At 65.6% G+C, this 12,426-nt stretch carries 12 protein-coding genes and 1 riboswitch; of the genes, 9 read left to right on the plus strand and 3 right to left on the minus strand.

Translation table 11 applies throughout. The features are described from left to right. Positions 1–64: 64 nt before the first annotated feature. Positions 65–2,863 (minus strand): valine--tRNA ligase, encoded by a 2,799-nt coding sequence (locus tag RTQ83_RS12415; RefSeq protein WP_312514814.1) that lies wholly within the window; start codon positions 2,861–2,863, stop codon positions 65–67. Positions 2,864–3,213: 350 nt separating this feature from the next. Between RTQ83_RS12415 and RTQ83_RS12420 the strand changes: the two genes are divergently transcribed. Beyond that, positions 3,214–5,400, plus strand: a complete 2,187-nt coding sequence (locus tag RTQ83_RS12420; RefSeq protein WP_312514816.1) for a hypothetical protein — start codon at positions 3,214–3,216, stop codon at positions 5,398–5,400. Here the strand turns inward: RTQ83_RS12420 and RTQ83_RS12425 are convergent. Further along, positions 5,380–5,535, minus strand: coding sequence for a hypothetical protein (locus RTQ83_RS12425; RefSeq protein WP_312514818.1), 156 nt, complete (start codon positions 5,533–5,535; stop codon positions 5,380–5,382). The two genes, RTQ83_RS12420 and RTQ83_RS12425, sit on opposite strands and share 21 nt — an antisense overlap. On the opposite strand from RTQ83_RS12425, the gene RTQ83_RS12430 reads away from it, so the two are divergent. The 8 genes from RTQ83_RS12430 to RTQ83_RS12465 all read left to right on the plus strand — a co-directional run bounded on the left by RTQ83_RS12430 (position 5,534) and on the right by RTQ83_RS12465 (position 11,745). Further along, the gene (locus tag RTQ83_RS12430) at positions 5,534–5,827 is read left to right on the plus strand and encodes a hypothetical protein (protein WP_312514819.1); all 294 of its coding nucleotides are present in this window, start codon (positions 5,534–5,536) and stop codon (positions 5,825–5,827) included. The two genes, RTQ83_RS12425 and RTQ83_RS12430, sit on opposite strands and share 2 nt — an antisense overlap. A gap of 70 nt (positions 5,828–5,897) precedes the next feature. Further along, positions 5,898–5,999: riboswitch (TPP riboswitch) on the plus strand. 88 nt (positions 6,000–6,087) lie between these two features. Further along, positions 6,088–8,001: a phosphomethylpyrimidine synthase ThiC gene (gene thiC, locus RTQ83_RS12435; protein WP_312514821.1), complete on the plus strand. Its 1,914-nt coding sequence runs from the start codon at positions 6,088–6,090 to the stop codon at positions 7,999–8,001. After that, positions 8,002–8,205, plus strand: a complete 204-nt coding sequence (gene thiS / locus RTQ83_RS12440; protein WP_312514823.1) for a sulfur carrier protein ThiS — start codon at positions 8,002–8,004, stop codon at positions 8,203–8,205. It begins immediately after the preceding gene. A 15-nt stretch (positions 8,206–8,220) separates the two neighbouring features. Continuing rightward, positions 8,221–9,027 (plus strand): thiazole synthase, encoded by an 807-nt coding sequence (locus RTQ83_RS12445; RefSeq protein WP_312514824.1) that lies wholly within the window; start codon positions 8,221–8,223, stop codon positions 9,025–9,027. Beyond that, positions 9,024–9,782, plus strand: a complete 759-nt coding sequence (locus RTQ83_RS12450; RefSeq protein ID WP_312514826.1) for a bifunctional hydroxymethylpyrimidine kinase/phosphomethylpyrimidine kinase — start codon at positions 9,024–9,026, stop codon at positions 9,780–9,782. Before RTQ83_RS12445 ends, RTQ83_RS12450 begins: the two co-directional genes overlap by 4 nt. Positions 9,783–9,793: 11 nt before the next feature. Then, positions 9,794–10,408 carry a thiamine phosphate synthase gene (gene thiE / locus RTQ83_RS12455; protein WP_312514828.1) on the plus strand — a complete coding sequence of 205 codons (615 nt, stop codon included), beginning with the start codon at positions 9,794–9,796 and terminating at the stop codon, positions 10,406–10,408. A gap of 36 nt (positions 10,409–10,444) precedes the next feature. Next, positions 10,445–11,161, plus strand: coding sequence for an ion channel (locus RTQ83_RS12460; RefSeq protein ID WP_312514830.1), 717 nt, complete (start codon positions 10,445–10,447; stop codon positions 11,159–11,161). 56 nt (positions 11,162–11,217) lie between these two features. Beyond that, complete coding sequence (locus RTQ83_RS12465; protein ID WP_312514832.1) at positions 11,218–11,745, plus strand: GNAT family N-acetyltransferase; 528 nt, start codon at positions 11,218–11,220, stop codon at positions 11,743–11,745. Positions 11,746–11,761: 16 nt separating this feature from the next. Here the strand turns inward: RTQ83_RS12465 and RTQ83_RS12470 are convergent, their stop codons facing one another. After that, entirely contained in the window at positions 11,762–12,379 is a 618-nt protein-coding gene (locus RTQ83_RS12470; RefSeq protein ID WP_312514834.1) for a hypothetical protein, read from the minus strand. Positions 12,380–12,426: the final 47 nt, after the last annotated feature.

Raw genomic sequence — 12,426 nt, forward strand, 5'->3', positions numbered from 1 at the left:
GTGCTACTGCCAGCGAAAGAACGGGAGCGGTGGGACGCTGATGAACGCAATCAGCGTCATCCCATCAAGCCGTTGCCAGCTTGCCCAACTGCTCCTGCATCTTCTCCAGCGTCGCCGAGAAGTTGGCCACGCGTTCCTTTTCCTGCGCCACCACGGCTGCCGGCGCGCGCGCGACGAAGCTCTCGTTCGACAGCTTGCCGTTGGCCTTGGCGATCTCGCCTTGCAGGCGCGCAATCTCTTTCGACAGGCGCTCGCGTTCGGCGGCGACGTCGATCTCGACCTTCAGCATCAGCTTGGTGGTGCCGACGATCGACACCGCGGCCGGCGACTCCGGCAGCGCATCGACGATCTGCACCTCGGCCAGCTTGCCCAGCAGCTGGATGTACGGTGCGAACACGGCCATGTTGGCGCGGTCCGCTTCGTTGCCCGGCTCGACGATCAGCGGCACGCGTACCGACGGCGACAGCGACATCTCGCCGCGCAGGTTGCGGGTGGCGTCGGTAAGAAGCTTGAACTGTTCCATCCAGGCTTCGGCCCCTTCGTCGATCAGCGACTCGTCGGCGATCGGATACGGCTGCAGCATGATGGTGTCGCCGGTTTTGCCGGCCAGCGGCGCGATGCTCTGCCACAGCGCTTCGGTCACGAACGGGATGATCGGATGCGCCAGGCGCAGGATCACTTCCAGCACGCGCAGCAGGGTGTGGCGGGTGGCGCGCTGCTGCGCTTCGCTGCCTTGCTGGACGCTGACCTTGGCCACTTCCAGGTACCAGTCGCAGTACTCGTCCCACACGAACTTGTAGATGCTGCTGGCGATGTTGTCGAAGCGGTAGTCGGCGAAGCCCTTGGCGATGTCGAGTTCGACGCGGTTCATCAGCGAGATGATCCAGCGGTCGGCCGGGGACAGGTCTTCCGGCTTCGGTGCGCCGCAATCCTTACCCTCGGTGTTCATCATCACGAAGCGGGTCGCGTTCCACAGCTTGTTGCAGAAGTTGCGGTAACCCTCGGCGCGGCCCAGGTCGAAGTTGATGTTGCGGCCCAGCGAAGCGTAGCTCGCCATCGTGAAGCGCACCGCGTCGGCGCCGAACGCCGGGATCCCGTCCGGGAATTCCTTGCGCGTGGCCTTGGCGATCTTCTCAGCCGCGCGCGGGTCCATCAGGCCGGTGGTGCGCTTGGCAACCAGCTGCTCGAGGTCGATGCCGTCGATCAGGTCGATCGGGTCGAGCGTGTTGCCCTTCGACTTCGACATCTTCTGGCCCTGCGAATCGCGCACCAGGCCATGCACGTACACGGTCTCGAACGGCACCTTGCCGGTGAAGTGGCTGGTCATCATGACCATGCGCGCCACCCAGAAGAAGATGATGTCGAAGCCCGTCACCAAGACCGACGACGGCAGGAACATCTTCATGTCCGGCGTTTCTTCCGGCCAGCCCATGGTCGAGAACGGGACCAGCGCCGACGAGAACCAGGTGTCCAGCACGTCGTTGTCGCGGGTCAGCTCACCCGTGATGCCTTGCTCGGCCGCCTTGGCCCTGGCTTCTTCTTCGCTGCGCGCGACCACGATGCGGCCGTCTTCGGCGAACCAGGCCGGGATCTGGTGGCCCCACCACAGCTGGCGCGAGATGCACCAGTCCTGGATGTTGCCCAGCCACTGGTTGTAGGTCGTGCTCCAGTTCTCGGGCACGAACTTGATCTCGCCGCTGGCGACTTTTTCCAGCGCCACTTCGGTGATCGACTTGCCCGGATTGAAGGTGCCTTCCGGTGCCGGCTTGGTCATGGCGACGAACCACTGGTCGGTCAGCATCGGCTCGATCACGACGCCGGTACGGTCGCCGCGCGGCACCATCAGTTTGTGCGGCTTGACCTGTTCCAGGAAGCCTTGCGCTTCCAGGTCGGCCACGATCTGCTTGCGCGCGGCGAAGCGGTCCAGGCCCTGGTACTGCGCGGGCGCATTCTCGTTGATCTTGGCGTCGAGCGTGAAGATGTTGATCGGCTCGAGGCCCGCGCGCTGGCCGACCGCGTAGTCGTTGAAGTCGTGCGCCGGCGTGATCTTGACGCAGCCGGTGCCGAATTCCTTGTCGACGTAGCTGTCGGCGATGATCGGCACCTGGCGGCCGGTCAGCGGCAGGGTCAGCATCTTGCCGTGCAAGTGGGTATAACGCTCGTCGGTCGGGTCGACCGCTACGGCGACGTCGCCCAGCATGGTTTCAGGACGGGTGGTGGCCACCGTCAGGCGTCCGCTGCCATCGCTCAAGGGGTACTGGATGTACCACATCGAGCCGTCTTCTTCCTGCGAATCGACTTCCAGGTCCGACACCGCGGTGCCCAGCTTCGGATCCCAGTTGACCAGGCGCTTGCCGCGGTAGATCAGGCCCTGCTCGTACAGGCGCACGAAGACCTCGACCACGGTCTTCGAGCGCGGTTCGTCCATGGTGAAGTATTCGCGCTTCCAGTCGGGCGAGGTGCCCAGGCGGCGCATCTGGCCGGTGATGGTGTTGCCCGACTGTTCCTTCCATTCCCAGACTTTTTCCAGGAACTTCTCGCGGCCGAGGTCGTGGCGCGAGATCTTCTGGGCGTCGAGCTGGCGCTCGACCACGATCTGGGTCGCGATGCCGGCGTGGTCGGTGCCCGGCACCCAGGCGGTGTTGTGGCCGCGCATGCGGTAGTAGCGGGTCAGGCCATCCATGACGGTCTGGTTGAACGCGTGGCCCATGTGCAGGGTGCCGGTCACGTTCGGCGGCGGCAGCTGGATGCTGAACGACGGCTTGCCCTCGTCCATGGTGGCGCTGTAGTAACCGCGCTTTTCCCACTCGGCGCGCCAGAATTGTTCAATGTCGGCTGGCTCGAAAGACTTGGCTAATTCCATGATGTGGTGGCGTTGAATTTTTGCGAAAAAAAACATTATAGGTCACCTTGCAGCGCCAGCCTATCTCGCCGGCATCGGTGCAACCCCTTGGCGCAGCATACCGACGCAATCCTGTTGGATTCCTTTGATTTGCCTCTAAACGACCCGTTTCGCGGGCCAAATTGAGACAGCCTCGACGAATCGCGTCCTGCCCGCGGCGGTCAAACCAGGACAAGGTTTTTTAGAGGAGGGGAACTATCTGTTGCTAAACAAGAGCGCGCAGCCGTGCAGGATGGCAGGCTTGTCCTCCAGACCTGTCTTCATTTCCGGCGGCGGCGCAGGCGATGAATGCTGTTGCAAGGAGAAACACCATGGCACCACTGGATCCTACCGGGCTCGAGTCCGTCATCGACGATGCGCAGGACGACATCAACCCGCAGCAGGGTAATGCGCAGGGCGCGCAGATGAGCTACGAGGAAATCTCGAACCTGACGAACGGCGAACTGGGACTGGGCGAGCACGACGAAGAAACGCCCGGCATCGCGGCTGAGGGCACGCCGTATCTACCGCCGCAGCCGCTACCGATTCCAACCCCGAAACCGCCGATCCCGATCCCGCCGATCCCGATCCCGGTCATCAAGAAAGCGGTCAGCGGCTGCTACAAGGGCGCGCTGGGCAGCTTCCAGGTCGAGCTGCGGGTCGACGTCGACCGCGGCCGCACCATGAAACGCGTCAGCGGCGACTTTTACCAGACGGTCGGCAAGACCACGACGTATTTCGGCTCGTTCACCGTGGACAGCCCGGCGATCACCGTCACCGCGACCCGCATCGTGGCGCGCGGCCTGGGCCGCTTCACGTTCTCGGCCGGCGCGCCGGTGGTGCAGGTCACCATCCCGCGCGTGAGCCTGTTCCTGCCGCAGGCGCCGGCCAGCCTGCAGTTCTATACCGTCACCAATGCGCCGGGCGCGAATTACCATTGTCCGTTCTCGACCACGCGCTACCGCAGCGTGCGCATCGAAACCGACCGCGTGTCGGATGTCACCACGCCGATGTTCAGCAGCTATAACACCGGTTCGCTGCCGTCGGGCGGTGCCGCGCGTTCGATCAGCGTGGTGAGCGCCTTCGGCGAAGCCGGCATCGGCATGTCCACCATCCCGGGCGGCATCGTCAACATCAGCGGTGCAGGCGCCGGCGCCAAGTGGAGCAATGCCGAGCTGCACGCCTCGATGCAGACCCAGTTTTCGCTATGGGCCGACGTGGCCCAGTGGTGCGTATGGGAGCTGGTGGCGCAGAACCACGACCTGGGCAGCGGCCTATACGGCATCATGTTCGACCAGCAGGGCAAGCAGCGACAAGGCTGCGCCGTGTTCCATGCCGGGATCGGCGGCACCTCGGCCGAGCAGCTGCGGCTGCAGCTGTACACCTATGTGCACGAACTGGGCCACTGCTTCAACCTGATGCACTCGTGGCAGAAATCGTATGCCTCGCCGCCCAAGGCCAACCGGCCCGACGCGCTGTCGTGGATGAACTACCCGTGGTCCTATCCGGGCGGCGGCGCGTCCGGATTCTGGAACAGCTTCGACTTCCGCTTCGACGATGAAGAGCTGATCCACCTGCGTCACGGCTTCCGCAACGACGTCATCATGGGCGGCAACAACTTCACGGTCGGCGCTTCGCTCGGCAGGGAAGTGATGGCCGATCCGCTCGAGGACGAATCGGGCCTCAGGTTCGAGATCTCGACGCACCAGAAGAGCTTTGCACTGGGCGAACCGGTGGTGCTCGAACTGAAGCTGCAGGCGAACGACATGCGCGGCCGCCGCGCCCACACCTGGCTGCATCCGAATTGCGGGCTGGTGAAAGTCATCGTGCAAAAACCGAGCGGCGAAGTGAAGGCCTATGAGCCGATGATCGACCACCTGGTGGGCGAGCGCACCACCGTGCTGAAAGCGAACGACGCGATCCGCGACAGCGCCTACATCGGCTACGGCAAGGACGGCTTCTATTTTGACCAGCCGGGCCAGTACCGGGTACGTGCGGCGTATGCGGCGCTGGACGGCTCGCAGGTGCTGTCCGACCTGATCACGATCCGGGTGCGCTATCCGGTCAGCGCCGAAGAAGACCGGATGGCCGAACTGTTCCTGGGCGACGACCAGGGCGCGCTGCTGTACCTGCAGGGGTCGGACAGCGAAGCGCTGCGCGCCGGTAACGAAGCGTTCGAGGAAGTGCTGGACCGCTTCGACACGCATCCGATGGCGACTTATGTGCGCATGATCAAGGGCGTCAACCTGGGCCGCACCTTCAAGACCGTGGGTGCGGGCGGGCAGGCCGCGGCCAGCGAAGGCAAGCCGCTCGGCGTGCGCGAAGCCAAGCCGCAGGAAAGCATCGCGCTGCTGTCGAACGTGACCGCGTCGCGCGTGCTCGATCCGGTGACCCAGGACCAGGCGCTCATGACGCTGTCGAGCGTGCAGAAGGCGATCGGCGACGACAAGGGCGCGAATGCGACCCTGAGCCAGTTGTCGGTATCGTCCGCGGCGCCGTCAACCGCGCGCAAGCCGTGATGCGATGATGGCGTGCAGGATGATGTGGAAAGTGATGGCCATGCTGGCGCCGCTGCTGTTATCGACAGCCGCGGTGCCGGCAGCGGCCTGGTCCGGGGTTCCTGTCGTAACAAGCGAGAAGGCGAGGGCGGTCATGACGTTACGCGTAAGGCTGGGCGAAGGCTTCCAGAACAATACCGTGAGCGTGCGGGTCGATGGCAAGGAGGTGTTCAGCAAATCGGGGGTGAGCACCGACTGGACCATCTCGCGCGCCGATGCGGTGGACGTGAAAACCGGGGCCGCCAGCGTGCAGCTCGAAGTGGCGGTCGAAGGCGGACCGCGGGTGACGCGCACGATCGAGCCGGCGCAGACGCCGTTCGTCGAAGTGCGGCTGGTGAACGAGGATCTGCAGTTGCTGCCGATGGGAGAGGAGCCGCCGATGCTGTAACAGTTGCGCTGCAATTGTTCTTGCAATCTGTATGAACAACGGGCCATAATCGGCCTGCTGCCATCTTGGCAGCAAACGCTAGGGGTCCTGCGTACCGACGGTACGCGGGTGAGAAATACCCTCCGAACCTGATCTGGATAATGCCAGCGAAGGGAAGCAGCCGATCTCGACGACCGGTGGCCGTGCGCACCCGCGCCCGTGCCGCATCACCGGACGATACCCGGCACCTCCTTTGCTGGCTCCGCAAGCAAGGGAGCCACATGAACGCACCTCTGAAATTCGATTCGGCCACCGCCATGGTGGACGACGCGGCCATCAAGCCGCTACCCAATTCCCGCAAGGTTTATATCGAAGGCAGCCGGCCCGACATCCGGGTGCCGATGCGCGAGATAGCGCAGTCACCCACACCCGACAGCTTCGGCGGCGAACCGAATCCGCCGCTGTACGTGTACGACACCTCCGGCCCCTACACCGACCCGGCGGCGGCGATCGATATCCGCAGCGGCCTGGGCACCCCGCGTGCGCTCTGGATCGCAGGCCGCGGCGACACCGAGCAGCTGGGTGGCCCGACCTCGGCCTACGGCCAGGCGCGCCTGGGCGATCCGGCGCTGGCGGCACTGCGCTTCAACCTGCAGCGCGCCCCGCGCCGTGCCCGTGCCGGCGCGAATGTCACGCAAATGCACTACGCGCGCCAGGGCATCGTGACGCCCGAGATGGAATTCATCGCCCTGCGCGAAAACATGCGGCGCAAGGAATACATCGCCTCGCTGCAGGCTTCCGGCCCGATGGGCCAGCGCGTGGCCGATCTGCTGGGCCGCCAGCATCCGGGCCAGTCGTTCGGCGCCAGCATCCCGAATGAAATCACGCCCGAATTCGTGCGCTCGGAAGTCGCGCGTGGACGCGCCGTAATCCCGGCCAACATCAACCACCCCGAACTGGAACCGATGATCATCGGCCGCAACTTCCTGGTGAAGGTCAACGCCAACATCGGCAATTCGGCCGTCACTTCGTCGATCGGCGAAGAAGTCGAGAAGATGACCTGGGCCATCCGCTGGGGCGCCGACACGGTGATGGACCTCTCCACCGGCAAGCATATCCACGAGACGCGCGAATGGATCATCCGTAACAGCCCGGTCCCGATCGGCACCGTGCCGATCTACCAGGCCCTGGAAAAGGTCAACGGCAAGGCCGAAGAGCTGAGCTGGGAGATCTTCCGCGACACGCTGATCGAACAGGCCGAGCAGGGCGTCGACTACTTCACCATCCACGCCGGCGTGCTTTTACGGTACGTGCCAATGACGGCGAAACGCCTGACCGGCATCGTCTCGCGCGGCGGCTCGATCATGGCCAAATGGTGCCTGGCGCACCACCGCGAATCGTTCCTGTACACGCACTTCGAAGACATCTGCGCCATCATGAAAGCCTACGATGTCTCGTTCAGCCTGGGTGACGGCCTGCGTCCCGGCTCGATCTACGACGCCAACGACGAAGCCCAGCTGGCCGAACTCAAAACCCTGGGCGAGCTGACCCGGATCGCATGGCAGCACGACGTACAGACCATCATCGAAGGCCCGGGCCACGTGCCGCTGCACCTGATCAAGGAGAACATGGATCTGCAGCTGGAGCAGTGCCACGAGGCGCCGTTCTACACGCTGGGGCCACTGACCACCGACATCGCACCCGGCTACGACCACATCACCTCGGGCATCGGCGCCGCCAACATCGGCTGGTACGGCACCGCCATGCTGTGCTACGTCACGCCCAAGGAACACCTGGGCCTGCCCGACAAGGACGACGTCAAGGACGGCATCATCACGTACAAGATTGCGGCTCATGCCGCCGACCTGGCCAAGGGCCATCCTGGCGCCCAGCTGCGCGACAACGCCTTGTCCAAGGCGCGCTTCGAGTTCCGCTGGGAAGACCAGTTCAACCTGGGCCTGGACCCGGACAAGGCGCGCGAATTCCACGACGAGACCTTGCCGAAGGACTCGGCCAAGGTGGCGCACTTCTGCTCGATGTGCGGTCCGCATTTCTGCTCGATGAAGATCACCCAGGAAGTGCGCGAGTACGCCGCCGCGAATGGCGTGCAGGGCGACGCGGCGCTGCATCAGGGGATGCAGGAAAAGGCGATCGAGTTCGTCAGGAACGGCGCCCAACTGTATCGCGAGGTCTGAATGACGCAGATCGACGTCAACGGCGCGCCGTGCAGCGTGCCGGCCGGGCAGACCTTGTCCGGCTTGCTCGAGCAACTGGGCCTGGACGGACAGGGCATGGCGCTGGCGGTGAACCGCGAGGTGGTGCCGCGCCAGCAATGGCCGGCGCGGCGCCTGCAGCAGAACGACAGGGTGGATATCGTGCGCGCCATCGGTGGCGGCTGAAAGGGAGACAACAACATGAACGCAATGACTGAACTGAACAACGACGACGTGCTCACCATCGCCGGCCGTCCTTATCGATCGCGCCTGCTGGTCGGCAGCGGCAAGTACCGCGACCTGGAACAGACCCGGGAAGCGACGCTGGCCGCCGGTGCCGAAATCATCACGGTCGCGATCCGCCGCGTGAACATCGGCCAGGACCCGAACGCACCGAGCCTGCTGGACGTGCTGCCGCCGTCCGAATTCACCATTCTGCCGAATACCGCCGGCTGCTATACGGCCAAGGACGCGGTCTACACGCTGCAGATGGCGCGCGAACTGCTGGGTGGGCACAAGCTGGTCAAGCTCGAAGTGCTGGGCGACCAGAAGACGCTGTTCCCGCACATGCCCGAAACGTTGAAAGCGGCGGAAACGCTGGTGCGCGACGGCTTCGACGTGATGGTCTATTGCAGCGACGACCCGATCCAGGCGCGCATCCTGCAGGAGATCGGCTGCGTGGCGGTGATGCCGCTGGCGTCGCTGATCGGCTCGGGCATGGGCATCCTCAATCCCTGGAACCTGTCGTTGATCATCGAGCAGGCCACGGTGCCGGTGCTGGTCGACGCCGGCGTCGGCACCGCGTCGGATGCGGCGATCGCGATGGAGCTGGGCTGCGACGGCGTGTTGATGAACACCGCCATCGCCGCCGCGCAAGACCCGGTGCGCATGGCGCGCGCCATGAAGCACGCGGTGCTGGCCGGGCGCGACGCGTATCTCGCCGGACGCATGCCGAAGCGCTTCGCGGCCTCGCCCTCGTCGCCGACTGAAGGAAAGATCACGCCATGAGCGGCGCCACCAACCCGCCGGCCGTGCTGGTCCTGGCCGGGCTCGACCCCGGCGGCGGCGCCGGATTGGCGGCCGACATCCTGGCCATCGCCGCGCAGGGTGCGCACGCGCTGCCGGTGGCGACCGCGCTCACCGCGCAGGACAACAACCGCGTGTTCGGCGCGATGCCGGTCGAGACGCGCCTGATCGCCGAGCAGGCGGCGCCGCTGCTGGCGGCATTCGACATCAAGGCGGTCAAGATCGGCATCCCCGGCAACGGCGCGAATGCCGCCGCCGTCGCGGAGATCGTGCGTGGGTTGCGCGAGCGCCAGCCCGATTTGCCGGTGGTGCTCGACCCGGTGCTGTTCAGCGGCCATGGCTACGCGCTGGGGCAGGGCGACGCCATTGCTGCCGTGCGTGCGCTGCTGCCGCTGGCGACGATCGCGCTGCCCAATCTGCACGAAGCGTCGCTGCTGGGTGAGCTGGAATGCGAGCACGTGCTGGTCACCGGTGGCGATACCACCGACGACATCGTGCGCAATACCTGGCTGCATCATGGCCGCGAGGTACGCAGCTGGAAGTGGCCGAAGCTGCAGGCCACCTACCACGGCAGCGGCTGCACGCTGGCGGCCGCCGTGGTCGCGCGCCTGGCGCTGGGCCAGGAACTGGAACAGGCACTCGACGGCGCCCAGGCCTATACCTACCGCGCGCTGGTCGAGTCGTTCACGCTGGCGCCGGGGCAGCGCATTCCGCGCCGCATATTGCAGTCATCATGAAAGGAGCCGACATGCGAGGCTTGTACCTGGTCACCCCCAACTGGGACGACACCGAACGATTGCTGGCCGCCACCGACGCCGCGCTGGCAGGCGGCGCCGCGCTGGTGCAGTACCGCCACAAGGACGCCGGCGCCGACCTGCGCGCCGAGCAGGCCGGCGCTTTGCTGGCGCTGTGCCGCCGCCATGGCACGCCGCTGGTGATCAACGACCACATCGACCTGTGCCAGGCGCTCGACGCCGACGGCGTGCACCTGGGAGAAAGCGACGAGGGCATTGCCGCTACGCGTGCACTGCTCGGCCGCGACAAGATCGTCGGCGCCTCGTGCTACGGCGAACTGGCGCTGGCGCGCGCGGCGCAGGCGGCCGGCGCCAGCTACGTCGCCTTCGGCGGCTTCTATCCGTCGCCGGTCAAGAAGTACACCTTCGTCACGCCGCCCGAACGCCTGAGCGAAGCGAAGGCCGGGATTACGCTGCCGGTGGTGGTCATCGGCGGCATGACACCAAGCAACGCCGCGCCGCTGGTGGCGCGCGGGGCCGACATGGTGGCGGCGATCACGGGCGTGTATGGCCAGCCCGACCCGGCCGCGGCGGCGCGCGCATTCGGAGCGCTGTTCGGGCCCCCTTGATCCTACAATGGCGCATCATCGTTCCGGTTTTGCGCCATGTCGCCACTGCGCCTGTTCATCCATACCCGTCGCCATCCGTCCGCCATCCTGCTGCTGGTGCAGCTGATCGGGATGCTGGCGTATCCCTTCATCGAAGGCACCCCGGCCGGCCGGGTGGCCTTCAATGTGTTCGGCATCGTGGTGCTGGCCTTTACCATCCGCATGGTGCGGCGCACGCCGGGCGAGGTGCGGGTGAGCTGGGCGCTGGCGGTGCCGATCATCGGCCTGCTGCTGACCCAGATCCTGTTCGGCAAAGGTGAACTGCTGGCCTGGTCGTCCGGGCTGGAAGCGCTGTTCTATTTCTATGCGGCTGGCAGCCTGATCGCCTACATGATGGACGACGAACTGGCCACCACCGACGAGCTGTTCGCGGCCGGCGCCACGTTCACCCTGCTGGCCTGGGCCTTCACCCACCTGTACGTGCTGCTGCAGGAAGTCCACCCCGGCACCTTCGCCGCCGCCATCAACCCGGACGCGCCGCGTACCTGGACCGAACTGAATTACCTGAGCTTCGCGCTGCTGTCGAGTACCGGCATCGGCGACGTGATCCCGCTTACCGTGCATGCGCGCGCGCTGGCCAGCGTCGAGATGCTGATCGGCCTGATGTACCTGGCGGTGGTGGTGGCGCGCCTGATCGCGTTCACCACGCGCACCCGGATCGCGGTGGGCCGCGCGCGCCGGCGGCGCGAGGAAGACCAGTGGGAGCAGGATTGAAGCCGGCGCGGCTTGTTGCTTGCTAGAATCGACACTCCAACCCTTCCGGAGTCGCCATGGTGCACCAGCTCGCCGCGTTTTCGATCCGTCCCTTTACTGCCGATGAATGGCCGGCCTACCGCGCCATCCGCCTGCGCGCGCTGGCCGATGCGCCGGACGCATTCAGCACCACGCTCGACACCCAGCAGGTGCTGCCGCCCGAAACGTGGGCCGCGCGCCTGAGCGCTGCTGCAGCGTCCGGCAAGGACTATCCACTGGTGGCCGAGCTGCAGGGCCAGGCGGTAGGCATGGCCTGGGCCAAGGTCGATGCCGACGATGCCTCCATCGTCAATCTGTTCCAGATGTGGGTCGCGCCCGAAGCGCGCGACCAGGGCGTGGCCGGCGCCTTGCTGGAAGAAGCGATCCGCTGGGCCGGCGCGCGCGGCGCCCAGGCGCTGCAGCTGGGCGTGAACTGCGCCAACCTGCCCGCGGTGCGTCTGTACGAACGCACCGGCTTTCTTGACACCGGCTGGCGCGAGCCGTTCCGTCCCGGTTCGGCGATCACCGAGCAGCGCATGCGGCTGGCGCTGACACCTGCTGCCTGAACCCCAGCCGTCGACATCAGTCCGAATGCGTCTGTTCCTGCGCCATGGCGCGTAGCCGGGCTACTGCCAGCGCTCCCGGATAGGAGGCACGGTCCGGATACTGACCGCGATAGTAGTATGACCAGTAGCTGATGACCCGGCGTTCGATCGTGTCCAGGTGGCGGGGATTTTCTCTGACAAACCCAGCCAGCGCCGCACGCAGCCGCGGGTCGGGAGCAGCCAGCGCAGCAGCGATCGGCTGCACGATCTCGACCACGTACTCGCCGATCAGTTGGACTATGAACGGTGTCATCCAGGCCTGCGGTGCACTCAGCAGATGGCGCAGGCATCCCTCGCGTACGTAGCCGCTGTGATGACGGGTGCCGATGCACCAGGCGATGCCGTTGTCGAGCGCAGTGCGCTCATCGCCGATACCCCACAATACGCGCTGGAAGAAATACACGCGATTCGGAATCCACACCTGCTCGCCGCAGAGCATGACTTCGAAGGTGCCGACATTGTGTCCCGGATTCCAGGCGGCCGAAGTCGTCAGCGCGGTGACCGCAGGTCTGAGTGCGGTAGGGAAGGCGAGGGAAAAGTCGACCGGGGGATACGGTCTGGCGTGGTGCGGCGGCACCTTCGCGCAATCGGGCATGGTAGTTCTCCAATAGGCCCTGCAAAGGTGCAGGGAACGATGCTATC

Origin of the sequence: Massilia sp. (assembly GCF_031995545.1) — a bacterium.
Classification (GTDB): Bacteria; Pseudomonadota; Gammaproteobacteria; order Burkholderiales; family Burkholderiaceae_D; genus Telluria.